Source organism: Methylobacterium sp. J-088, assembly GCF_022829295.1.
Taxonomy (GTDB): Bacteria; Pseudomonadota; Alphaproteobacteria; order Rhizobiales; family Beijerinckiaceae; genus Methylobacterium.
Map to the genome: position 1 here is coordinate 198,739 of NZ_JAKSYH010000136.1, position 22,101 is coordinate 220,839.

The 22,101-nt window shown below is 68.3% G+C and carries 22 protein-coding genes; 13 read left to right on the forward strand and 9 right to left on the reverse strand.

The window, feature by feature from the left end:
• The first annotated feature begins 44 nt into the window (after window positions 1–44).
• From MKK63_RS15030 to pyk, 3 genes are all read left to right on the forward strand, one after another.
• Complete coding sequence (locus MKK63_RS15030; RefSeq protein ID WP_244003038.1) at window positions 45–1,364, forward strand: glycerate kinase; 1,320 nt, start codon at window positions 45–47, stop codon at window positions 1,362–1,364.
• Between the two features lie 127 nt (window positions 1,365–1,491).
• A complete protein-coding gene (locus tag MKK63_RS15035; protein WP_244003219.1) occupies window positions 1,492–1,914 on the forward strand; it encodes a DUF1036 domain-containing protein in 423 nt (140 codons plus the stop codon).
• Window positions 1,915–2,022: 108 nt separating this feature from the next.
• Window positions 2,023–3,459 (forward strand): pyruvate kinase, encoded by a 1,437-nt coding sequence (gene pyk, locus MKK63_RS15040; RefSeq protein WP_244003041.1) that lies wholly within the window; start codon window positions 2,023–2,025, stop codon window positions 3,457–3,459.
• A 59-nt stretch (window positions 3,460–3,518) separates the two neighbouring features.
• On the opposite strand, the gene MKK63_RS15045 is transcribed toward pyk, so the two are convergent.
• The 6 genes from MKK63_RS15045 to ubiG all read right to left on the reverse strand — a co-directional run bounded on the left by MKK63_RS15045 (window position 3,519) and on the right by ubiG (window position 7,679).
• Window positions 3,519–4,526: an alpha/beta fold hydrolase gene (locus MKK63_RS15045; protein WP_244003043.1), complete on the reverse strand. Its 1,008-nt coding sequence runs from the start codon at window positions 4,524–4,526 to the stop codon at window positions 3,519–3,521.
• A gap of 5 nt (window positions 4,527–4,531) precedes the next feature.
• On the reverse strand, window positions 4,532–5,143 hold the full coding sequence (locus tag MKK63_RS15050; RefSeq protein WP_244003045.1) for a tetratricopeptide repeat protein: 612 nt from the start codon (window positions 5,141–5,143) through the stop codon (window positions 4,532–4,534).
• 124 nt (window positions 5,144–5,267) lie between these two features.
• Complete coding sequence (gene ykgO / locus MKK63_RS15055; protein ID WP_003601867.1) at window positions 5,268–5,393, reverse strand: type B 50S ribosomal protein L36; 126 nt, start codon at window positions 5,391–5,393, stop codon at window positions 5,268–5,270.
• Window positions 5,394–5,557: 164 nt separating this feature from the next.
• Window positions 5,558–6,166 carry a PAS domain-containing protein gene (locus tag MKK63_RS15060; protein ID WP_244003047.1) on the reverse strand — a complete coding sequence of 203 codons (609 nt, stop codon included), beginning with the start codon at window positions 6,164–6,166 and terminating at the stop codon, window positions 5,558–5,560.
• A gap of 135 nt (window positions 6,167–6,301) precedes the next feature.
• Window positions 6,302–6,871 (reverse strand): YbhB/YbcL family Raf kinase inhibitor-like protein, encoded by a 570-nt coding sequence (locus MKK63_RS15065; RefSeq protein WP_244003222.1) that lies wholly within the window; start codon window positions 6,869–6,871, stop codon window positions 6,302–6,304.
• A 46-nt stretch (window positions 6,872–6,917) separates the two neighbouring features.
• Entirely contained in the window at window positions 6,918–7,679 is a 762-nt protein-coding gene (gene ubiG, locus MKK63_RS15070; RefSeq protein ID WP_244003224.1) for a bifunctional 2-polyprenyl-6-hydroxyphenol methylase/3-demethylubiquinol 3-O-methyltransferase UbiG, read from the reverse strand.
• A gap of 189 nt (window positions 7,680–7,868) precedes the next feature.
• Between ubiG and MKK63_RS15075 the strand changes: the two genes are divergently transcribed.
• The 5 genes from MKK63_RS15075 (at window position 7,869) to MKK63_RS15095 (ending at window position 15,380) form a co-directional block, all read left to right on the forward strand.
• A complete protein-coding gene (locus MKK63_RS15075) occupies window positions 7,869–9,104 on the forward strand; it encodes an aspartate kinase (RefSeq protein ID WP_244003049.1) in 1,236 nt (411 codons plus the stop codon).
• A gap of 189 nt (window positions 9,105–9,293) precedes the next feature.
• A complete protein-coding gene (ptsP, locus tag MKK63_RS15080; RefSeq protein WP_244003051.1) occupies window positions 9,294–11,555 on the forward strand; it encodes a phosphoenolpyruvate--protein phosphotransferase in 2,262 nt (753 codons plus the stop codon).
• 213 nt (window positions 11,556–11,768) lie between these two features.
• A complete protein-coding gene (prfA, locus tag MKK63_RS15085) occupies window positions 11,769–12,854 on the forward strand; it encodes a peptide chain release factor 1 (protein ID WP_244003053.1) in 1,086 nt (361 codons plus the stop codon).
• 7 nt (window positions 12,855–12,861) lie between these two features.
• Complete coding sequence (gene prmC / locus MKK63_RS15090) at window positions 12,862–13,776, forward strand: peptide chain release factor N(5)-glutamine methyltransferase (protein WP_244003055.1); 915 nt, start codon at window positions 12,862–12,864, stop codon at window positions 13,774–13,776.
• A 494-nt stretch (window positions 13,777–14,270) separates the two neighbouring features.
• Window positions 14,271–15,380 carry a DUF4167 domain-containing protein gene (locus MKK63_RS15095; RefSeq protein WP_244003057.1) on the forward strand — a complete coding sequence of 370 codons (1,110 nt, stop codon included), beginning with the start codon at window positions 14,271–14,273 and terminating at the stop codon, window positions 15,378–15,380.
• 286 nt (window positions 15,381–15,666) lie between these two features.
• Here MKK63_RS15095 and MKK63_RS15100 read toward each other — a convergent pair whose 3' ends face one another.
• The 3 genes from MKK63_RS15100 to MKK63_RS15110 all read right to left on the reverse strand — a co-directional run bounded on the left by MKK63_RS15100 (window position 15,667) and on the right by MKK63_RS15110 (window position 18,084).
• A complete protein-coding gene (locus tag MKK63_RS15100; protein ID WP_244003058.1) occupies window positions 15,667–16,392 on the reverse strand; it encodes an RlmE family RNA methyltransferase in 726 nt (241 codons plus the stop codon).
• Window positions 16,393–16,417: 25 nt separating this feature from the next.
• Window positions 16,418–17,500: a Ppx/GppA phosphatase family protein gene (locus MKK63_RS15105; RefSeq protein ID WP_244003060.1), complete on the reverse strand. Its 1,083-nt coding sequence runs from the start codon at window positions 17,498–17,500 to the stop codon at window positions 16,418–16,420.
• A 110-nt stretch (window positions 17,501–17,610) separates the two neighbouring features.
• Complete coding sequence (locus MKK63_RS15110; RefSeq protein WP_244003062.1) at window positions 17,611–18,084, reverse strand: response regulator; 474 nt, start codon at window positions 18,082–18,084, stop codon at window positions 17,611–17,613.
• A 312-nt stretch (window positions 18,085–18,396) separates the two neighbouring features.
• Here MKK63_RS15110 and MKK63_RS31705 point away from each other — a divergent pair, with 312 nt between their 5' ends.
• From MKK63_RS31705 to MKK63_RS15140, 5 genes are all read left to right on the forward strand, one after another.
• A complete protein-coding gene (locus tag MKK63_RS31705; protein WP_279574665.1) occupies window positions 18,397–19,212 on the forward strand; it encodes a cold shock domain-containing protein in 816 nt (271 codons plus the stop codon).
• Between the two features lie 106 nt (window positions 19,213–19,318).
• Entirely contained in the window at window positions 19,319–19,567 is a 249-nt protein-coding gene (locus MKK63_RS15125; RefSeq protein ID WP_244003065.1) for a hypothetical protein, read from the forward strand.
• A gap of 205 nt (window positions 19,568–19,772) precedes the next feature.
• Window positions 19,773–20,099, forward strand: coding sequence for an iron transporter (locus tag MKK63_RS15130; RefSeq protein ID WP_244003067.1), 327 nt, complete (start codon window positions 19,773–19,775; stop codon window positions 20,097–20,099).
• Window positions 20,096–21,616, forward strand: coding sequence for a PepSY-associated TM helix domain-containing protein (locus tag MKK63_RS15135; RefSeq protein ID WP_244003069.1), 1,521 nt, complete (start codon window positions 20,096–20,098; stop codon window positions 21,614–21,616). Before MKK63_RS15130 ends, MKK63_RS15135 begins: the two co-directional genes overlap by 4 nt.
• Entirely contained in the window at window positions 21,613–21,960 is a 348-nt protein-coding gene (locus MKK63_RS15140) for a DUF3325 domain-containing protein (RefSeq protein WP_244003071.1), read from the forward strand. The genes MKK63_RS15135 and MKK63_RS15140 overlap by 4 nt, the downstream gene beginning before the upstream one ends.
• Window positions 21,961–22,101: the final 141 nt, after the last annotated feature.

Here is a 22,101-nt window from a genome sequence, read left to right on the forward strand (position 1 = left end):
TGGGGATCGTGCGATCGGGTCGAGAGAGGAGCCCGTCCGACGCCATGACCGAGACCGTCCCGCCCGCCGCCGATCTTGCCATTCAGGCGCAGCGCGCGCTCCTCGACAGCCTCCTCACGGCGGCAATCCGGGCCGCCCATCCCGATCTCGCCCTGCCGCCGCACCTGCCCGAGCCGAGCCCGGGCCGGCTGATCATCCTGGCCGCCGGCAAGGCCGCGGGCAGCATGAGCGCCGTGGCGAGCCGCTTCTACCGGCAGAAGCACGGACTCGGCGACGACCGGATCGTGGGGCTCGCGGTGGCGCGCCATGGCTACGGACAGGACGCGCCCGGGATCCATATGGTCGAGGCGGGTCACCCCGTCCCCGATGAGGCCGGCATCGCGGCGACCAAGGAGGCCCTGCGGCTCGCCACGGAGGCCGGGCCGGACGACGAGGTTCTGGTGCTGCTCTCCGGTGGCGGCTCGGCCAACTGGATCGCCCCGGCCGGTGACCTGACCCTGATCGAGAAGCAGGCGATCACCCGCGCGATGCTGCGCTCCGGCGCGCCCATCGGCGAGATCAATACGGTGCGCAAGCACATCTCCCGGATCAAGGGTGGGCGCCTCGCGCTCGCGGCCCGCAACGCACGGCGGATCCTGACGCTGGCGATCTCGGATGTGCCGTTCGACGATCCGGCTGTGATCGCGTCCGGACCGACTGTGCCGGACCCGTCCACCCTGGCCGACGCCCGCGCCATCTGCGAACGTCGCCACATCCCGCTGCCGGAAGAGGCGACGCGCCTGCTCAACGACCCGAACAACGAGACGCCGAAGGCGGGCGATTCGGCTTTCGCCCCGGCGGAATACCGCATCATAGCCCGCCCGATCGATGCCCTGAACGCAGCGGCCGAGGCGGCCCGGGCGGCCGGCTACGAGCCCGTGATGCTGGGCGCCGATCTGGAGGGTGAAGCCCGCGAAGTCGCCGCCGAGCATGCGGTCACAGCCAAACGCTACAAGGCGGCCGGCCAGCGGGTCGCGTTGATCTCAGGGGGCGAACTGACCGTCACCATCCGGGGTGAGGGCAATGGCGGTCCAAACCAGGAATACGCGATGGCCCTCGCCGTCGCCCTGGCAGGCGAGCCGGGCATCTCCGGTATCAGTGCCGATACCGATGGCACCGATGGAGGCCGAGGCCACGCCACCGACCCGGCGGGCGGTATCGTCGATCCCACGACCCTCGATCGCGCCCGCGCCGCCGGCCTCGACCCGGCCGCGATGCTGGAGCAGAACGACTCGACCGCGTTCTTCGCGGCTCTCGGCGACCTCGTGAATCCCGGTCCGACCTGTACCAATGTCAACGATTGCCGCATCATCCTCGTCAACTAGAGCGTTCTCCGCCGACGTGGACGCCGGTTCGGTGCTGAAGTGCGCGTCAAGTCAAAGGCTTAGAGCCGTGGACGGTTGCAGCGCGATCGGGCATGGCTTGAACGTCCGCGTCCGGGCGTCTCGGCTCCTGCCCGCACTCACGGTCCTCGGGTTCGCGCTCCTCGGTGCGGGCCCGGCCAAGGCCGATCTGCGCCTGTGCAACCAGACCGGCAGCAAAGTCGGTATCTCGCTGGGCTACCGCGATCCGCAGGGCTGGGTCACGGAGGGCTGGTGGGACCTCGCACCGAAGGCCTGCGAGACCCTGCTGAAGGGTGCGCTGGCGGCCCGGTTCTACTATGTGTTCGCGGTGGACTACACGCGCGGCGGCGAGTGGAGTGGACGCTCGCTGATGTGTACCCGCGATTCGGAGTTCACCATCCGCGGACTCGAAGATTGTCTCGCCAGGGGCTACGACCGCAACGGCTTCTTCGAAGTCGATACCGGCGAGCAGAAAAGCTGGACTGTTCAGCTCACCGATCCGAACCGCGCGGACACCCCCGCCAAACCGTAGGGCGACGGCGCTATCGCTGCATGATTCGCTGCGGATTTCGCTCCCGCATCCATCCCAATAACCCGACGACGCCTGAAGGCTCGCGGTGAAATGCCCGGAGGATCCCGCTTGAAACGTTCCCGCCGCACGAAGATCGTCGCCACCCTCGGGCCGGCCTCCGATTCACCCGAGATGATCGAACGGCTGTTCCGCGCGGGTGTGGACGTGTTTCGCCTTAACATGAGCCATCTCTCCCGGGAGAAGCTGCCAGAGAAGGTCGAGGCGATCCGCATCATCGAGCGCGAGGCCAAGCGTCCGATTGGGATTCTCGTCGATCTGCAGGGGCCGAAGCTGCGGCTCGGCACGTTCTCGGACGGTGCCGTCATGATCGAGGCCGGTGCGAGCTTCGTGCTCGACGGCGACCCGACGCCCGGCGATTCCGCGCGATGCCACCTGCCGCATCCGGAGATCCTCCAGGCCTTGGAGCCCGGTCACGCGATCCTGCTCGACGATGGCAAGCTGCGGCTGTCGGTGGTCGAGACATCGGAGAACCGGGCGGTGACCCGGGTCGAGGTCGGCGGCCGCATCTCCAACCGTAAAGGCGTGTCGTTGCCCCACACGGTGATCCCGGTGCCGGCCATGACCGACAAGGACCGGGCGGATCTCGACGCGGGTCTCAATGCGGGTGCCGATTGGATCGCGGTGTCCTTCGTTCAGCGTCCGGAGGACGTGGCGGAGGTCAAGAAAGTTTGTGCCGGCCGCGCTTTGGTGATGGCCAAGATCGAGAAGCCGCAGGCGCTGACCCGGCTGGACGAGATCATCGAGATCTCTGACGGGTTGATGGTCGCCCGCGGCGATCTCGGCGTGGAGATGCCGCTGGAGCAGGTGCCCGGCGTGCAGAAGCGCATCGTCCGGGGGGCCCGGCGTTTCGGCAAGCCGGTCGTCGTTGCCACTCAGATGCTAGAATCGATGATCACGGCGCCGGTCCCGACCCGCGCCGAAGTCTCGGATGTGGCCACCGCGGTCTACGAGGGCGCCGATGCCGTGATGCTCTCGGCCGAGAGCGCTTCGGGCGCGCATCCGCTCGGCGCGGTGGAAACCATGAGCCGCATTGCCGAGCAGGTTGAGCGGGACGCGCTCTACTGGTCGATCATCCGCGCCCAGAGCGCCACGCCGGACCACACCGCAAACGACGCGATCGCGGCGGCCGCGCATCAAATGGTCGACGCCCTCGACCTCGACGCCATCATGGCCTGGACCAGTTCCGGCTCGACCGCCCTGCGCCTGTCGCGCGAGCGCCCGAACGCCACGGTAATCGCCCTGACGCCCCGGCGCGAGACTGCGCGCCGCCTCGCGCTCGCCTGGGGCACCCATCCGATCGTCACCAAGGACGCCAGCGACGTGGACGACATGTCGTTCCGCGCCGCCAAGTTCGCGGTGCGCGAGCGGTTCGCGGCGGTGGGCGATCGGGTGATCGTGGTGGCGGGACTTCCGTTCGGCACGCCCGGAGCCACGAATCTCGTGCGGCTCACCTTCATAACCCGCGAGCACGCCGAGAAGGCGTGAGCGCTCCTGATTCCCGGTGCGCGGGGGAAGCGACATCGGAGCGACGTGAAGAGAGCGCCTCAATGTCCGGCGGGTGCAGCCGTCGCCGCATGGGCCAATTCGTCAGACAGCGTGGCGATCTCCTCCGTCACGCGGTCTGACGCCACGTATTGGAGCATGTGGCCGATCCCCGGCAGCAGGACCAGCCGCGCATCCGCGATCGTCCGGGCCAGCGGCACCGCCTGCTCCGCGCTGCGCACGATCGGATCCGCCTCGCCGGCGATGACCAAGGTCGGGATCCGGATCTCGCCATAACGTGGGGCCTGAGCCGCTAGCGCCTTCGTCAGGCCGAGAAGGTCCTGCACATTCGCGAGTAACGTACCGGGCCGCAGGACGAGGGTGGCGCGGGCGGCTTTCGGGTAATCGGGGTTTTCCGGTTGGGGCGTGAACACCCGGCGTGCCGCCTCCGGCAGGAATTGCTGTGCGAGCGGTGGCCCGATCGTGCGGCTGAGCAGCCACGCCACGGAAGGCTGCACGGCGAGCCGCCAGTACCAGGGCAGATCGGCGACCCGGTCCGGCATCGGCATCGCAACGGGCGCCGCCAGCACGAGTGCCGAAACCCGCTCTCGATGATCCAGGGCGAGCGCGAGAGCCAGCGACCCGGCCCAGGAATGGCCGAATACGATTGCTGGGCCGATACCCATATTGGCCAGGGCTTCTGCGATCAGGCGCGCCTGCACGGCGGGCGCAGCGGCCTCGGCGCCCGCGATCCGGTCGCTCCAGCCGAAGCCCGGTCGGTCGAAGGCGATGACGTGGAACCCCCGGGCGGCGAGGCGTCGACCGATCCCTTCCATCGGGTCCGATGCGTTGGCCGAGGCGCCATGTAGCAGGACGATCGGTGGCCCGTCCGCCGGCCCGTCCTGAATCGTGGCGAGGCGGCCGCCGGTCACCGCGACGAAGGGGCCGGCTGGCGGATAGGTGGCGTTCACCCGCAGCGTGATCGCGAAGCTTACGAGGGCGCCGATCGCGAGGACGAGGCTCAGTACCGCGAAGGGCAGGGCCAGGAGCGTGACGAGAAGACCGAGCATCCGCGTCACAGGTCGCGGCCGTCGACCTCCGGTGCGAGGCGGTCGATCGCCTCACCGATTTTGTCCATCTGCGGATAGAGCGCTTTCGCCCGGCGGAAGGCCGACAGGGCACGGGCCTTGTCGTCCTGCGATTCGTAGATCCGGCCGAGGGCGGCCCAGGCTTCGAAATGGCGCGGTTCGAGGACCAAGGCACGCTTCAAATCGCCGATGGCGTCGTCCTTGTCGGTCAGGAGCCAGAACACCGTGGCGCGCCGGTTCCAGCCCTCGGACCAGTTGGGCTCAAGGGCCGTGACCCGGTCCATCAGCTCCGCGGCGAGGGGAAACTCGTGGGCGGTGACGGCCTGGCGGGCGCGATCCGTGAGGAGGTCGGCGGTGGGACTTCCCGAGCCGGCGAGGCGCCGCTCAATCAGCTTCGCGATGCCCTTGGCCTCGACCGGATCCTCGCTGGCGCGCAAGCGGGCGAACAGGTCGTCGAGGCTCAGTGGCTTGGGCGCGGGCTTCGCTTCCGGCGCCGTCCGCCCCGTGCGATTCGGCTCCGGTGCGGCCCGTGCGGCGGGCGACACGACGATCAGCGCCGAGAGGCAGACCAGAGCGGCGAGGAGGCGGGTCGGCATCATGGGGCCAGAGTGTTCGTCGTCGACAGGCCCGTCAACGTGCCGCGGTGCCGCGCATGCGAAAACAGCCGCGCCCGGGTGGGTGCGGCTGCTGAATTCCGGCTCGGATCGGGCTATCCGATCGGCTTCAGCCCTGGCGGGCCTTGAAGCGCTTCTGGGTCTTGTTGATCACGTAGACCCGGCCCTTGCGACGCACGAGCTGGTTGTCGCGGTGGCGGCCACGCAGGGACTTGAGGGAGTTGCGGATCTTCATCGGTCTCTCGAGCCCGGAGGGCCGTCCATGGAAGGGGTGTCGGGAACGTCGTCGCGGGGCTGGACGCGCGAACACGCCCGGCGATCACGGCACACGCATCGCGGAATGGCGTCGCCATATCAGGGTTTCCCCCGGTAAGGCAAGGCGCCGCCAGGGCACGACGCTCAATGAATGCTCTCCAGATGCGGGATCGGCGGCGGCTCCGCCAGCTGGCGTCCGATCTCATGCAGCAACACGTCGAGCACCGGCTTGAGGCGATCGAACTGCTGCTGGCCCAGGTTCGCAGCCGACTCGAACAGCATCAGCGCCAACTCGGCCACACGGTCGATCCCGCCGGTCTCCACGTCCGTCGCGCGGAAGGTAGCCTCGTCGAGAACGCCGGCACGGCTGCTTGCGGTGACGTCGATGACGATCCCGCGCGCCTCGCGCACGAAATCCCCGGCGTCCCGATTGAAGCGCCCGCGCGCCAAGACCCATCGGACATCGTCCGCTTCGGGAACGGTCCGGAATTGCGCCGCGAACAGGCCGCCCTGACGGCGAAGATCGTCGATCAGCGCCTCGATCCGCGGCTGATCCTCGGGATGAACACGCTTGAGGAGCGACCCGAAGCTCCCGCCTCGTGCCCTGGGTACCCCGAGCATTTCAGCCGCGACTGCGTCGCATCGCAGGATCTCGTCGTCCAGATGCCATTCCCAGGTGCCGACGTCAGACGCCGCGAGTGCGCGTGCCACGCGCTCGTTGCCCCGTCGCTTCGGCCGCGCGTCGACCCCCATAGGCCCGCTCCCCAATCACGCTTCGACGGTGCTGGCCGAATTCAGGAATGCTCAGAGTAATATTAGAAGCTCGTTAAACATGGCACAACGTGTTGTTCGCGGTCATTGCCGCAATTGTTCGACACCCGTCAACATTCATGCGCGGGTGTAAGTCCCGATCAGTACACCTTTGGCCAGGACGAGGCCTTTCATTGCGTCGAGCAGAGCGCCGCGGCCAGGATTCTCATCTAGGTCAAGGGTCTGCGCCAGAGCAAAAATCTGAAACAGATAGGCGTGCCGGCCGTGGCCGCTGGGCGGGTCCGGTGGGAGCCAGGCCGTCTGCAGGAAACTGTTCCGACCGAGCGGGATGTCCGGACTGGAGCTGGGCTTCGAGACATCGCCTTCGTCCAAACTGGAGCGTCCGGAGGGAAGATTCCAAACGATCAGATGGACCAGCGGCTGCGGCGTCGGGCTGCCGGCATCTTCGACCAGCACCACCACGGATGCGGTGCCGGGCGGCAGGCCGCTCCAGGCGAGGGGCGGCGAGAGGCCTTCGCCATCCGCTGTGAATCGGGCCGGTATCGCAGCCCCGTCTGAGAAGGCCGCACTGCTCAGGGTGAGCGATGCCGGAACGTCCGGAAAGGATGCGTGGAAGGCGGTCTTCTCGGTGCCGGCCTTGAGGCCCGACAGGGCTTCGCCCAAAGCGCTGGGTATCTTTTCGAGCATCGTCACCGTCTCCGCCGCGGTGCCAACGGCGGAGGGCGCGTCCGGTTCAGTCCCGCCGCTCGGCTGCGACCATGTAGTTCACCGCCGTGTCCCGGCCGGTGCGCCAACCGTCGGTCAGGGGGTTGTAGACGACCCCGACCATGTCGCTGACCGAGAGGCCGCCCGTCCGGATCGCCCGGCCGAGCTCGTGCGGCGTCACGAACTTCCCCCAATCATGCGTGCCCCGCGGAAGCCAGCCGAGCACGTACTCGGCGCCCACGATCGCCAGCGCGAAGGAGCGCATCGTCCGGTTGAGGGTTGCGGCGAACAGCATCCCGCCCGGCTTCACGGCCGCGCAGGCCGTGCGCACGAAGGCCGGCATGTCGGAGACGTGCTCCACCACCTCCATGATCAGAACGGCGTCGAACCGTTCCCCGGCGGCCACGACCGCCTCGATCGTCGCGCCGCGATAATCCACCGGCACGCCGGCCGCTTCGGCATGGGACCGGGCGACCGCGATGTTCTGCTCGGCTGGATCGAGCCCCGTCACGGTCGCACCGAGCCGGGCCAACGGCTCGGACAGGACGCCGCCGCCGCAGCCGACATCGCAGATCGTCAGGCCGTCGAGCGGGAAGGGGGCTCGCGGGTCGCGCCCAAAATGGCGGCATAGGGCGTCGCGGATATAGGCGAGTCGCACCGGATTGAACCGGTGAAGCACACGCATCGGACCGGACTCATCCCACCACGTCGCGGCAAGCGCGTCGAACCGGGCGACCTCGCCGTGATCGACGAAGCCCCCGCTGCCGCGATCCGTGGCTGCCCTGTCCATGTGCGTCCCGTCCTCGAAGGTCCGGCCGGGCCTTAGCACGACGGCGTCATCCAAGTCGCTGCGGCGCGCGGGCGTCATGCTTGGCCGGTTGTTGACACCTCACCGAGCCGCTTGTACCCGCCCAGCACCCTTCGGACCGGCCGCGTCGGTCCGGCCCCGTCGCCATCGGGAACCCGCGACCGAGAGACCATGCCCCGTCTGGTGATGAAATTCGGCGGCACCTCCGTCGCCAACGTCGACCGCATCCGCAACGTCGCGCGCCACGTCGCCCGCGAGGTGGCGGCCGGTTACGACGTCGCCGTGATCGTCTCGGCCATGTCGGGCAAGACCAACGAGCTGGTCGACTGGGTCAAGGACGCGAACCCGCTCTACGATCCCCGGGAATACGACGCGGTGGTCGCCTCGGGCGAACTCGTGACCGCCGGCCTCCTGGCGATCGCCCTCCAGAAGGACGGGCTGAAGGCTCGCTCCTGGCAGGGCTGGCAGATCCCGGTGGTGACCTCCGAGGCGCACGGCTCGGCCCGCATCGCCGAGATCGATCCGAAGAATCTGGAGGCAGGCTTTGCCAAGGGCGAGGTCGCGGTGATCGCGGGCTTCCAGGGCATCCACGCCGAGACCGGCCGGATCACCACCCTGGGCCGTGGTGGGTCCGACACCTCGGCGGTGGCGGTGGCGGCCGCGATCGGTGCCGAGCGCTGTGACATCTATACGGATGTGGACGGGGTCTACACCACGGATCCGCGCATCGTACCGAAGGCCCGTCGGATGGAGCGGGTGACCTTCGAGGAGATGCTGGAGATGGCCTCGCTGGGGGCCAAAGTGCTGCAGGTCCGCTCGGTGGAACTCGCCATGGTCCACCGGGTGCCGACCACGGTCCGCTCCTCCTTCGATCCGCCGGACGCCGCCCGTCCGGGCACCCTCATCTGCGACGAGGACGACACCGTGGAACAGCAGATCATCACCGGGATCGCGTTCTCCCGGGACGAGGCGCAGATCACCCTGCGTCAGGTCAAGGACAGCCCCGGCGTCGCCGCCGCGATCTTCGGGCCCCTGGCCGATGCCAACATCAACGTCGACATGATCATCCAGACCGTGTCGGGCGATCAGTCGACCACCGACATGACCTTCACGGTGCCGGCCGCGGATTACGAGCGCTCCAGGAAGATCCTCGACGAGGCGCGGACGCAGATCGGCTACGCGCAGATCGAGGGCGCCACCGACGTGGTGAAGGTCTCGGCGATCGGCGTCGGCATGCGCAGCCATGCGGGTGTCGCCGCCAAAGCGTTTCGGGCGCTCGCCGAGAAGGGAATCAACATCCGCGCGATCACCACGTCGGAGATCAAGTTCTCTGTGTTGATCGACGCTGCCTACACGGAGCTTGCCGTGCGCACGCTCCACTCGCTATACGGCCTGGATCAGGCCTGAGCCTGGGACGAGGCGGTTTCGATCGGGGCGCATGGTGCGACCTGAACAGTCGCGGGCCGTTTCGCCGATCCCAGAGCACGTCTGGCGAGAGCGCGACGGTTCATCCGGCGCCGGCCGTCCCGAGCTTGGCGCCAAGGTTGCAGGGTGGTCGACGCCAGGACCGCTCATCGACACTGGAACGACGAACAGATGCCCGCTGCGCCCGGAGGCCCGCGCCTGCTGCTGCGCCGCCTCCGCGAAGCGATGGCGGAGCCGGTCAGCCCCCAGGCACGCCTCGACCGCATCGTCGTCCTGATCGCTGCCAACGTCGTGGCCGAGGTCTGCTCGGTCTACGTGCTGCGGGATGACAACACCTTAGAGTTGTTCGCCACCGAGGGCTTGAACCGCGAGGCGGTCCACGAGACCCGCATGCGCGCCGACGAGGGCCTCGTCGGCCTGATCGCCCGCACCGCCGAACCGCTCTCCCTGTCCGACGCGCAGAACCACCCGGCCTTCTCGTACCGGCCCGAGACCGGTGAAGAGGCTTACCACGCCTTCCTGGGCGTGCCGCTGCTCCGCGCCGGCAACACGCTCGGCGTGCTGACCGTTCAGAACAAGACCTACCGCGTCTACTCCGAGGAGGAGATCGAGGCGCTCCAGACCACCGCCATGGTGCTCTCGGAGATGATCGCCTCCGGCGAGCTGGAGAGCTTGGCCCCCGACGCCGGCACGGCCGCCCGCCGCCCGGTCCTGGCCCGGGGCATCGCCCTCGCCGACGGGATCGGCCTCGGCTACGTGGTGCTGCACGAGCCCCGCGTGGTCGTAAAGACGCTGATTGCCGAGAACGTCGATCGCGAGGTTGCCCGGCTCGACGCCGCGATCGAGGAGGTCCGCTCGGCAATCGATGCCCTGGTGGAGCGCGGCGACCGGATCGGCACGGCGGAATCCCGCGAGGTGCTGGAGACCGTCCGGATGTTCGCCCACGACAAGGGCTGGCTCCGGCGGATGCGCGAAGCGGTGGCTTCCGGCCTGACCGCAGAGGCCGCGGTCGAGCGGGTCCAGTCGGACAACCGCGCCAAAATGATGCGCCAGTCCGACCCGTACCTGCGTGAGCGGCTGCACGATCTCGACGACCTCGCGAACCGATTGCTGCGGGCGCTGATCGGCCCCGGCGCGGCGGGGGTCCTTGTCCTGCCTGAAAACGCCATCCTGGTGGCGCGGACGATGGGGCCGGCGGCGCTCCTCGATTACGAGGCCTCGACGCTGCGCGGCATCGTGTTGGAGGAGGGCGGTCCCACCAGCCACGTCGCCATCGTCGCCCGGGCGTTGGGCATCCCGGCGGTGGGCGAGGTGGAGAACGCGACCGCGCTCTGCGACGCGGGCGATGCCATCATCGTCGACGGCGTGGCCGGCGAAATCCATGTCCGGCCCGGCCCAGAGGTCGAGGCAGCCTATGCCGAGATGGTGCGCCTGCGCGCCCGCCGGCAGGAGCAATACAGGGCTCTGCGCGACGTGCCGGCCCAGACCCGTGACGGGGTGCGGGTCGGGTTGCATCTGAATGCCGGGCTCCTGGTCGACTTCAGCCACCTCGAAGAAACCGGCGCCGAGGGCGTCGGCCTGTTCCGCACCGAGCTGCAATTCATGGTGGCGCAGCGGATGCCCTCGGCGGTCGAGCAGCAGGAGCTCTACCGTAAGGTGTTCGCCGCCTCGAAGGGCAAGCCGGTGACGGTGCGCACCCTCGACATCGGCGGCGACAAGATCCTGCCCTACATGGCCAAGCTCGAGGAGGAGAACCCCGCGCTCGGCTGGCGGGCGATCCGCATCGGCCTCGACCGGCCGGCTTTGCTGCGGATGCAGCTTCGCGCACTTCTAAAGGCGGCCAACGGCGATCCGCTCAAGATCATGTTTCCGATGGTGGCCACGGTGGACGAGTTCGTCCGCGCCCGCGGCATCGTCGAGCGCGAGAAGGCCTACCTCAAGCGCCACGGATACGAACTCCCGGCCGAGTGCCGCCTCGGCGCGATGATCGAGGTGCCGTCGCTCTTGTTCCAGATCGACGAGATCGCCAAGGAGGCGGATTTCCTGTCGGTGGGCTCGAACGACCTGATGCAGTTCCTGTTCGCGGTGGATCGCGAGAACCGCCGCGTCGCCAACCGCTTCGATCCGCTCAGCGTCGCTGCGCTAAGGGCGTTCCGGCTGATCGCCGAGCGGTCGAACGCAGCCGGCTGTCCGGTAACGGTCTGCGGCGAGATCGGCGGCCGCCCTCTGGACGCGATGGCGCTGATCGGCCTTGGCTATCGCGACCTGTCGATGTCGCCGGCTGCCATCGGTCCGGTCAAGGCGATGGTGCTGAGCCTCGATGCCCGCGCAGTGGCCGAGCTTATCGACAGCGAAATGGTGCGGATGCACGACGGCGACTCCCTGCGCCCGGCTCTCACAGCCTTCGCGCACGCCCACGGCGTACCTATCTAGGGTCTCGACTCTTGCCGACCGTTCGGCCGGAGTTGTACGGCAACGCCACGACGTTCCCGGGCGGCACGCCGCCGTGTCGGCTCCCACACGGGGGAGGCGGGGGGAAGGACAGGGCGCCGGGTCTCAAGCCCTGCGGACCGTGCTTCCCCGCGTCCGAGACGCGATCCGCGTCCCGGCCGGGACGCCTTGCGAAGAGCTCTAGAAACACGGGCGATGATCCCCTTTCCAACCGAGCGCCTCGACGCCATCCTGGCGCGGCACGATATCGTCACCGCGCAGCTCGCCTCCGGCGAGGGCAACCCGGACATTGTGGTCCAGCTCTCGCGGGAGCTGTCCGACCTCGATCCCGTGGTGGAGGCGATCCGCCACTACCGTGCGGCCCTGGAGAATCTGTCCGGCGTCGAGGCGCTGATCGATGAGCCCGGCACGGATTCCGAGATGCGGGCGCTCGCCGCCGAGGAGAAACCGGAGGCGCAGGCCGCCCTCGAATCGGCGCATCGCGACCTGCAGCTCCTGCTGCTGCCCAAGGACGCCGCCGATGAGAAAAGTGCCATCTTGGAAGTCCGGGCTGGCACCGGCGGCGATGAAGCCGCCCTGTTCGCCGGTGACCTGTTCCGGATGTACGCGAAGTATGCCGAGTCGAAGGGCTGGCGCGTCGAGGTGATCTCGGAGAGCGAGGGCACGGCCGGCGGTTTCCGCGAAGTCGTCGCCGAGGTTAAGGGGCGGGGCGTGTTCGCGCGCCTTAAATTCGAGAGCGGCGCCCACCGGGTGCAGCGCGTCCCCGATACCGAGACGCAGGGGCGGATCCACACCTCCGCCGCCACCGTGGCGGTGCTGCCCGAGGCCGAGGAGGTCGACATCCACGTCAACGACGCGGATCTGAAGATCGACACGATGCGCGCTCAGGGCGCGGGCGGCCAGCACGTGAACAAGACCGAGTCGGCGATCCGCATCACGCATCTGCCGACCGGCATCGTGGTGTTCGTTCAGGAGGAGCGTTCGCAGCACAAGAACCGCGCCCGCGCCATGGCGGTGCTCCGTGCCCGGCTCTACGAGGCGGAGCGCAGCGCCAAGGATTCCGTCCGGGCGGCCGATCGCAAGGCTCAGGTCGGCTCGGGCGATCGCAGCGAGCGGATTCGCACCTACAACTTCCCGCAAGGCCGGGTGACCGACCATCGGATCAACCTGACTCTCTACAAGCTGGAGGAGGTGATGGCCGGCACCGCCCTCGACGAGGTGGTGGACGCCCTGATCACCGAGCATCAGGCGGAGCTCCTCGCCGCCGAGGGCATGGCCTGAGCGGCGCATGACATCCGGATCGAGCCACGGCCTGTCCCGCCGCGCGGCCCTTCGGCACAGCACGGCCGTGCTCCATGCGGGCGGCCTGGGAGAAGCAGCGGGCGATGCCCGATTCTTGCTGATGGGCCTCCTCGGGATCGAGGCGTGCGACCTTCTCGTCGCAGGAGATCAGTGCCTGGACGATCACGAGGCGGCCGCCCTGGATGCTGCGCTGACGCGACGTCTGTCCGGCGAGCCCGTGGCCCGTATCCTTGGCGCGTGGGAGTTCTGGGGCCTACCCATCCGCCTCGGACCCGAGACCCTTGTCCCGCGGCCGGACACCGAGATCCTGATCGAAGCCGCGCTTGCCGCGCTTTCGGACCGGAGCGCAGCGCTGCGCTGCCTCGATCTCGGCACGGGGTCCGGCTGCATCCTAGCAGCGCTCCTGAGCGAGCTTCCCGCCGCCTTCGGCGTCGGTATCGACCGATCGGAGCCCGCCCTCAGAATAGCCCGTCACAATATCGTGGCGAACGGTTTCGGCAGTCGGTCGGCCTTCGCGGTGTCGGATTGGTGCGACGCCATCCGGGGGGGCTTCGATCTCGTGGTCTCGAACCCGCCCTACATCGCGCGCGACGTCATCCAGACCCTGCACCGGGAGGTGCGCACGCATGATCCCCTGGCTGCCCTCGACGGCGGCGCGGACGGCCTCGACGCCTATCGACGAATTCTCGATGGTGTCCGCACCCGAAACCTGCTCGCGCCGGGGGGAGCGCTCGCCCTGGAGATCGGCTACGATCAGGCCGAGACTGTCCGCGACCTCGCCGTCGCGACCGGCTTCGCGGATCGTGGCCTGACCCGCGATCTCGCGGGTCATGATCGTGTGCTGTGTTTCGGTCTTCCCAAAGACCCGGGGGATCCCCACGTGTCGTCCGACTGCGGATAGGTCCACGCCCGATTGCGCCGCACTTGGCCACGCCGCAGCGGTTTTATCGACCCGCGCTCTTAGGCAAATGTGGACCTCACCGCGACGGAGCGGGGATGCATCGAAAAAATGCTTGTTGCCCGAGCCGGGGAACGCTAGTGTTGACTTGAAGATCGCGAACGGTTCGTTAAGTCGGACAACGTTAGGGTTGGTGGCGCCTATTAGTCGCCGACGGGTTCGCTGATCCCCAAGCCGTTGAACCAGAGCGCGCGTGACGGCGCGGCGGTTTAACAGCGCTTGAACCTGACAATCAGCTGGTCTCCGGTGCCTTGCCCGGGAACGCGGTGCGAGGGATGGTCAGATAGACGCGAAGGTCGCACAGCGATCATACGCGCGGCGCCGCCGGGTGCGCTTGACCGGCACGCGTCACGAAGTCCCGATTGGCGCCTCCGAAGACAGTCGTTTGCGTGAACGAGGGTCATTACAGACCGATGAGACCAAACCAGAATCGACGGATGCGCGGCCGGAATCGGCCGAAAGGTCCGAATCCACTGACGCGCTCGTACGAATCCAACGGTCCCGACGTTAAAATTCGCGGCACCCCGCAGCACATCGCCGACAAGTACGCACAGCTCGCGCGTGACGCTCTGGCGGCGGGCGATCCGGTCGCTGCCGAAAACTATTTCCAGCACGGTGAGCACTACTTCCGGATCGTGTCCGGTGCTCAAGAGCAGACCCGTCCCTCGAATACGGGCGGTTACGCCAGCCGGTCCGATGACGACGAGATGGACGAGGGCGATGAGGACGGCCAGGGCAACGGCACGTCCCAGAACGGTCACGCCTACAACGGCTACGACGACGGCGATCCGGGACAGCAGCCCCAGCCCTACGACACCCGCAGCGACACGAACCAGGACGGGCGCCAGAATCGCGACCGGTTCCAGAACCGCGACCAGCGCCGCTTCGACAACAACGGCCGGCAGGATTACCGCCGGCAGGATCAGCCGCGCCAGGACCAGCAACGCAACGATCAGCAACGTCACGATCAGCCGCGCCAGGACCAGCAACGTCAGGACTACCAGCGGCAGGATTATCAGCGCCCTGACTACCGACAGGATCGACAGAACAATCGGCAGGACCGCCAGGAGTATAGCCGGCCGGACTACCGGCAGGACCGCCCGGACAATCGGCAAGCCGACAGCCGGCAAGAGGGGTTCCAAGAGAACCGTCCAGAAAACCGCCAGCAGGATCCCCGCGTCGATCAGGGGCGCTACGACAACGGACGCAGCGAGGCGGTGCGTGCCGAGCAGCGCACGGAGACGCGTCAGGAACCCCGCTCGGACGCACGTCCGGAACGGGCTCCGCGTAGCGAGGCCGCTCCGCGGCGCGAGCGCCGGCGCGAGGTTGCACCTGTCGTTGCCGAGGATCCCGCAGGCCTGCCGGCATTCCTGATGGCACCGGCTCGCCCCGTCGCTGCGGCCGAGCCGCCGACTGCGCCGGAGCCGGAAGTTTCCACCGAGGAGGCTCCGGCCGCCAAGCCGCGTCGCCGCCGCCGTCCGCGCTTCGAGGGCGTGGCGGAGGAGGGCGGACCGCAGACGTCGTCCGACGACACGACAACCGAGTAGAAGAATAGCCGACCGCGATCGGCGATCTGGAAGAGCCGTCCCGGACAATCGGGGCGGCTTTTTTCGTATTCGCTGGTCACGCCCGGGCAGCACACCGGTCTCGATCGGCGTCAATCCGATGGACCAGCCGATCTCACCAAAGGGCGCGATCTTCCCGTCCCACGCCGCGTCCGGCGATTGCAGGTCGACCTCGTATATCAGCTTGGCGCTGCCGGTGACCCGACCGGCCCAATCCTCCACGCACTGGACTGTGTCGGTAATCAGGTAGATCCCGCCGGCTGTGCTCTCAGTCCTCGTCGGCGGCGCGGGTACCGTCCGGCGTCCCGCGATAGCCGGTCGCCAGGACGTAGAGTTCGCTCGAATCAGCCCGGCTCGCCGCTGGCTTCACATGGCGGACGGTGGCGAAGTCACGCTTCAGGTCGCTGAGCAGCGCGCTTTCGGTGCCGCCCTGCAGCACCTTCGCGAGATAGGCGCCGCCCGGCCCCAGCACCTCGCGGGCGAATTCGGCCGCGGTCTCGGCGAGGCCGATGATGCGGAGGTGATCGGTCTTCTTGTGGCCGGTGGCGTTGGCCGCCATGTCGGACATCACGAGGTCGGCCGGGCCGCCCAGCAGTGCGGTCAGCGTGGCCGGCGCTTCGGGATCGAGAAAGTCGAGGGTGATGAAGTCGACGCCGGCCATCGGCTCGATCTCGAGGAGATCGATGCCGACGATCTTGCCGGAAGCCCCCACGATACGGGCAGCCACCTGCGACCAGCCCCCCGGGGCGGCGCCGAGGTCGACGATCCTCTGACCGGGCCGCAGCAACTTGTAGCGCTCGTCGATCTCCAGCAGCTTGTAGGCCGCCCGGGAGCGATAGCCCTCGCGCTTGGCCCGGGCCACGTAGGGATCGTTGAGCTGTCGCTCCAGCCAGCGCTTCTGCGAGAGGGTCCGTCCGCGGCCGGTCTTGACCCGCTGCTTCAGCTCCCCGCGCACGCCGCCGCCGGAACTCGCGCCGCCGCGCCGGTCGCTCATCGTGATCCCCTGTTCGGCAAGGCCTTCATCTCACGGACTTCCGGTTCCAGACCCCGTCCTCCCGCATCATGTTCATCAACAGGCCCTCGCGCAGGCCTCGGTCGGCGATGCGCAGTCGCTCGGACGGAAAGGCCCGGCGGATCGCCTCCAGGATCGCGCAGCCGGCCAGCACGAGGTCGGCCCGGTCGCGACCGATGCAGGGATTGTCGGCCCGCTGCTCCAGCCGCGTGTCGAGCAGATCGTCGATCGCGGTGGTGACGGCGGCGTCGTTCATCCACAGACCATCGACGCGCCGCCGCTCGTAACGCACCAGCCTCAGATGCATCGCGGCGATCGTCGTGACTGTGCCGGACGTGCCGAGCAGGTGGAAATTCGGCGCCGTTGCGGCGGCGGCCGCACGGATCGCGAAGGGCGAGAGCTTCTCGGCCACTTCCTCGACCATACCCTCGAACATGCGCCGCGTGACCTCGGCGCCGCCATGGCGTTCGGCCAGGGTCACGACGCCGACGGGCAACGAATCCCAGGCCCGGATCCGCAGCGTCGGGTCGGTGGAGGGGTTGGCGGCCGCGCCGTCGAGCCACGCGATCTCGGTGGAGCCCCCGCCGATATCGAAGATCACGACCGATTCGGCGAGCGGATCGGCCAGCGCCGCGCAGCCGGTCACCGCGAGATAGGCCTCGGTCTGGCGGTCGACGATCTCGAGGTCGAGGCCCACACCACGCCGGACGCGCTCGACGAAGGCCGCACCGTTGATCGCGAGGCGGCACGCTTCCGTGGCGATCACTTTGGCGCGCTGCACGCCGCGGGCCTGCATCTTGGTCCGGCAGATGCGCAGGGCCTCCACGGTACGCTCGATCGCCGCCTCGTTCAGCCGATCCGATGTCCCGAGACCCTCGCCGAGCCGGACGATCCGCGAGAACGCGTCGATCACGCGGAAGCCGCTGAAGGTCGGCTCCGCCACGAGCAGACGGCAATTGTTGGTCCCGAGGTCCAGCGCGGCGTAGGCCGGGCGACGGCGCTCGCGGCCCGGGAGAGGGGTGGAGGTCTGATGCGGCCCTGCGCCGATCTGAATTCGGGACGGCGCGGCCGCGGCGGTCTCGTCCCTCATCGGCGCGGCCGTCGATCCTTCGGGTCGGCCAGGAGCGCTGTGCTCGGCCTGAGCTGATCTACGACCCTACAGGCTCGGCGGGGAACTGCAACGTCCGATCGCGGCCGTGATCAGGCGACGACCTTCATCATGCCGACCCGGCGCGGGATCGGTCGCAATAGGCTCTTCACCTGCGAGTAGGGGCGGGGTCGGTTGATCACCTCATCGAGACGCGACCAGAGCGTCTTGGGTGAGAAGGGCTTGGCGATGATCTCGTTCACGCCGAGTGCGACCGCGCGGTCCACGACGTTCCGGCGGGGCTGGGCCAGCATCAGGATGATCGGGATGGTGGGGCAGGGCGAGGTCGTCGGTGTGCGGGCCAGCCGGATGAACTCCTCGCCGGACAGAATCGACAGGTCCCAGTCGATGATGCTGAGATCGGGCTTGCTTTCCGCGAGGACGCCGAGCGCCTCCGCGCCGTCCGGCGCCTCCAGAACGCGTTTGATGCCCACGCGCATCAGCATGTCGCGCACGATTCGACGGATGTAGAGGCTCTCGTCGACGACGAGGGCCGAGAGATCGGGGAAGGTCGGGGTCGCGATCATGGCCTGTCGCAGTGCGGAACAGGATGTTGACGCTACCTGGACACCGTTTGCGTTTCGCTAACGCATTCTCTCACATGTGAAAGGTCACGCAGGCCGCTTGCGGCATCTGCGTTGTTTACCGCAAGAAAGTAACGGAACGGGCGCGTTTGAGACAACAAGGTCCTTGCAGTCAAGGCCCGATTGCGTCAGGACTGGGGCGTTATTCTTGGTTACCGCGACCTGGGGTAATGATAGTGCGGGGCGTGGGCTGTCTGGGATGGCGCGCACGCGGTATTCGAGACAAGGGCGGCGGACGGTTTTTGCGAGCTTTCGATGGGACGTGGTCGTGATTTCAGGGGGCCGCAGAAGCGTGGCTTCGACGAGAGTGGCGAGCCGAGATGGCCTGACCAGGCTCCCCCCAGCGGCGGATACGGCGGCGGCTACGGTGGCGGCGGCGGCGGTGGTGGCGGCTTCGGTGGCGGCGGCGGTGGTTTCGACCGTGGTCCGGCCCGTGGCGCGGCGCCGGTTGCGTCCGGCCCGGAGCGTGATGCGACGGTAAAATGGTTTAACAAGGAGAAGGGCTTCGGCTTCGTCGAGCTGGGCGACGGCTCGGGCGATGCCTTCCTCCACATCCGCGCCGTCGAAGCGGCTGGCCACGCCGATCTCATGCCGGGCACCCGTCTCACGGTGACCACGGCGCAGGGTCAGAAGGGCCCGCAGGTGACCAGCGTCACCAGCGTCGACACGTCCACAGCTGAAGCAGCACCCGCCCCCCGGCGCGAGCTGCGTCCGCGGACCGGTGGCTTCGGCGGTGCCCCCGGCGGTGGCTACGGTGCCCCCGGCGGTGGCGGCGGCTACGGTGGCGCCGGCGGCGGTTACGGCGGTGGCGGTGGCGGCTACGGCGGCGGTGGTGGCGGCCGTGTCGCCAGCGGCCCGTCGGTCGAGATGAACGGCACCGTGAAGTGGTACGATCCGGCCAAGGGCTTCGGCTTCGTTTCGGTCAATGACGGCGGCAAGGACGTGTTCGTCCACCGTTCGGCTCTGTCCCGCGCCGGGCTCGAGTCGCTGGCCGAAGGGCAGCAGGTCACCTTGGCTGTGGTCGATGGGCAAAAGGGCCGCGAGGCCCAGAGCATCAACGTCGAAGATTGAGGCTTCGCGGCCGCATCGCCGCCGCGATCCGCACGAAGATGATTGGGCGGTGGTTCCGAGAGGAGCCGCCGCCCGCTTCGTTTCTGGGTTCGCCAGCGATTTTGCCATGCGTCGCATCCTGCTCTCGGCTCTCCTACTCGTCGTTGCCGGTAGCGCGCGGGCTGAGGATTTCACGGGGTTCTACGCCGGGATCAACGCTGGCTACGCCCAGGGTCATGAGCGCGACCGGGCCGGGGGCGAATCGCCGTCGCCGTTGGCAAGGCCGGGCGCGGATCTGCCGCCGAGCGCGCGGGACGCCGCGCTGGCATTGCGCTCGTCCGGGTCGAGCCATGCTGCTCCGCCGTCTGGACGCTGAGACGGACCGGCAGTTCGGGGTAATCTGATTTCTATCAGACGCCGACATGATTTGTTGGAGGCCGCCCTCAACGATCGGCGTCCTAATTATAACTGCACCAAGTCGTTCATTCCTCACTGGAATCGTTCCGGAACATAGGCGTTGCGTCCCTCCGCCGGCCGCGGTTAGGTCGGGACATGGGATCACGGAATCGCGAGATGGCGCTATGAGCACCAGTCCGGTGGGCGCCCATTCAGGGAGGGCGCGCGCGTATCGGTTTGCGGTGGCGGCGCGGGTACTCCTGGCAAGTGCAGGTGGTTACGGAATTGCTGCTTCGGCGAGCGCGTTGCTTGCGGTGGTCCTGCCCGGCACCAGGGCCGAGGCCGTGTCGGCCGCGTTGATCGCGAGCTTCGCCATCATGGCGGCCGTGGTGATCTGGGTTTTTGCCGCGCGGACGGTCGGACGCGCCGCGCTGGTTCTGGGGATCGTGGCCGCGCTGCTGACCGTCACCCTGTGGCTCGCGGGTGCGTTCCAGACCGGGAGTTTCACATGAGCCGGCCGAGGAGTGTCCGCCAGTCGATGGCGTGGCTGCACACATGGTCCGGACTCGTGGTCGGATGGGTGCTGTTCGCAATCTTCGTCACCGGCACCGCCAGCTATTATCGGCCGGAGATCTCGCACTGGATGCGGCCGGAACTGTCGGCGGCGAAACCTGATCCCGCAGCTGCGGCGACCCGCGCCGGCGCGTTCCTCCAAAGGACGATGCCGGATGCTGCTGGGTGGTCGATCAAGCTGCCGAACGCCGAGAACCCGGCCGTCGAGGTCTACTGGTGGCAGAGTTTCAACGGCCCGTTCCATCACGCGCTGCTCGATTCCGCATCCGGCGAACGTGCAGCGGTCCGGGATACGCAGGGTGGCGACTTCCTCTACCGTTTCCACTACGAGCTGAGCCTCCCGCCGCTCGTGGGGCGCTGGATCGTCTCGGCCTGTGCGATGATTCTGCTGATCGCGCTCATCTCCGGGATCGTGACCCATCGGCGGATCTTCGCCGATTTCTTCACCTTCCGACGGGACCGCTCGGCGCAGCGCGGCTGGCTCGATGCCCACAACGTGATGGGGGTCCTTGCGCTGCCGTTCCACCTGATGATCGTCTACACGGGCCTCGTCACACTGTCGGCGATGTTGATGCCCTGGGCGGTGCAGACGGCCTATCGCGGGGATATCCTGCGCTACTACGCCGATGCCGGCATCATGATCGCCGGTCGCCCGCCGGCCGGGCGTCCGGGCGCGGCGCTGCCCCTCGGCGAAATCGTGTCACGGGCCATGGCGGCGGCCGGCGAGACACCCGAACTCGTGATGATTGCGCATCCGGGCGACGCCGCCGCGACGGTCACCGCTTATTTCGAGGAGCCGCCCGGCCTCGCCCATCTCCACCCCCAGATCGCCTATGATGCGTCCACCGGCGTGGAACTCGGGCGGGTCGGCGAAGCCGGCGCAGCCACGCGGACCGGCGCCGTGATGGTCGGGCTGCACGAGGCGCATTTCGCGGCCGCGCCCCTGCGCCTCATGTTCTTCGTCTGCGGCCTCATGGGGGCCGCCACGGTGGCGACGGGGCTCGTGCTCTGGACCGTCGCCCGCGCGCCGAAGAATGCCGCGCCGGAGGGTCTTGGCCTGCGTCTCGTCCGCATCCTCAACCTCGGCACCATCGCGGGGTTGCCCGCTGGTCTTGCGGCCTATTTCCTCGTCAACCGGCTGCTGCCCGTCTCTCTGGACGCGCGGGCGGACTGGGAGGTCGGCGCTTTCTTCGGGGTCTGGGTGCTGGCGGCCGCGGCATCCGCGCTCTACCCACCGAAACGGGCTTGGACGATGGCCCTGACCGTGCCGGCCCTGATCTTCTTGGCGATTCCGATCAGCGATTCATTGACGGTCGGTGAGCTTCGGTTCCTCGGCTTCGATTTCGCGATGGCGCTCCTCGGCCTGCTGTTCCTTCTCGCGGCGCGGCTCGCTGGCCGGCGGGCAGCCATGCGGCAACCGTCCCGGGCGAACCTCCACAGGGCGGCCGAAGCGTGACCGTATCGGCCTTGATCTTGAGCCTTTTGCTGTCGTTCTCGGGTTTCTCCGCCCTGGCCTTGAGCCTGGATCGTCACCATCGGGCAGTCTTCCGCACGCCGGTGTCCCGGCGGCGGCTCAGGGGACTGCGCGCGGCGGGCTGGTTGGGCCTCGGGCTGTCCTGCGCAGCCGCGATCGCATCGGCCGGGTGGAGTTTCGGCCCGGTCCAATGGATCGGCTCGCTCACCGGCTCGGCGCTCGCCGTGGTCGCCCTGATCGCCTATCAGCCCGCAGCGCTGCGCACCGCCGCCGTAGCGGCCCTTCCGCTCGCGACCCTGATGCTTCCATTCGCTCTGATGCGATGATCGGTGGAACGACACGCGCGCTGATCCGCCGTTCGGTCCGCGGGCGTATGGATGCTGCAATGTTCGCATGGCAATCGTCGGTGCAGCTTCGCAAATTTCCGGATTTCACCGTCGCTGATCCCGAAGAACATTGGCCCCTCG

Coding starts and splice junctions, on each gene's coding strand:
- MKK63_RS15095 (WP_244003057.1), top strand. CDS start 14,271: ATGCGCGGCCGGAATCGGCCGAAAGGTCCGAATCCACTGACGCGCTCG.
- MKK63_RS15075 (WP_244003049.1), top strand. CDS start 7,869: ATGCCCCGTCTGGTGATGAAATTCGGCGGCACCTCCGTCGCCAACGTC.
- ptsP (WP_244003051.1), top strand. CDS start 9,294: ATGCCCGCTGCGCCCGGAGGCCCGCGCCTGCTGCTGCGCCGCCTCCGC.
- MKK63_RS15135 (WP_244003069.1), top strand. CDS start 20,096: ATGAGCCGGCCGAGGAGTGTCCGCCAGTCGATGGCGTGGCTGCACACA.
- MKK63_RS15060 (WP_244003047.1), bottom strand. CDS start 6,166: ATGGGGGTCGACGCGCGGCCGAAGCGACGGGGCAACGAGCGCGTGGCA.
- prmC (WP_244003055.1), top strand. CDS start 12,862: ATGACATCCGGATCGAGCCACGGCCTGTCCCGCCGCGCGGCCCTTCGG.
- MKK63_RS15030 (WP_244003038.1), top strand. CDS start 45: ATGACCGAGACCGTCCCGCCCGCCGCCGATCTTGCCATTCAGGCGCAG.
- MKK63_RS15045 (WP_244003043.1), bottom strand. CDS start 4,526: ATGCTCGGTCTTCTCGTCACGCTCCTGGCCCTGCCCTTCGCGGTACTG.
- MKK63_RS15110 (WP_244003062.1), bottom strand. CDS start 18,084: ATGATCGCGACCCCGACCTTCCCCGATCTCTCGGCCCTCGTCGTCGAC.
- MKK63_RS15105 (WP_244003060.1), bottom strand. CDS start 17,500: ATGAGGGACGAGACCGCCGCGGCCGCGCCGTCCCGAATTCAGATCGGC.
- MKK63_RS31705 (WP_279574665.1), top strand. CDS start 18,397: ATGGGACGTGGTCGTGATTTCAGGGGGCCGCAGAAGCGTGGCTTCGAC.
- ubiG (WP_244003224.1), bottom strand. CDS start 7,679: ATGGACAGGGCAGCCACGGATCGCGGCAGCGGGGGCTTCGTCGATCAC.
- prfA (WP_244003053.1), top strand. CDS start 11,769: ATGATCCCCTTTCCAACCGAGCGCCTCGACGCCATCCTGGCGCGGCAC.
- MKK63_RS15100 (WP_244003058.1), bottom strand. CDS start 16,392: ATGAGCGACCGGCGCGGCGGCGCGAGTTCCGGCGGCGGCGTGCGCGGG.
- ykgO (WP_003601867.1), bottom strand. CDS start 5,393: ATGAAGATCCGCAACTCCCTCAAGTCCCTGCGTGGCCGCCACCGCGAC.
- MKK63_RS15125 (WP_244003065.1), top strand. CDS start 19,319: ATGCGTCGCATCCTGCTCTCGGCTCTCCTACTCGTCGTTGCCGGTAGC.
- MKK63_RS15050 (WP_244003045.1), bottom strand. CDS start 5,143: ATGATGCCGACCCGCCTCCTCGCCGCTCTGGTCTGCCTCTCGGCGCTG.
- MKK63_RS15130 (WP_244003067.1), top strand. CDS start 19,773: ATGAGCACCAGTCCGGTGGGCGCCCATTCAGGGAGGGCGCGCGCGTAT.
- MKK63_RS15065 (WP_244003222.1), bottom strand. CDS start 6,871: ATGCTCGAAAAGATACCCAGCGCTTTGGGCGAAGCCCTGTCGGGCCTC.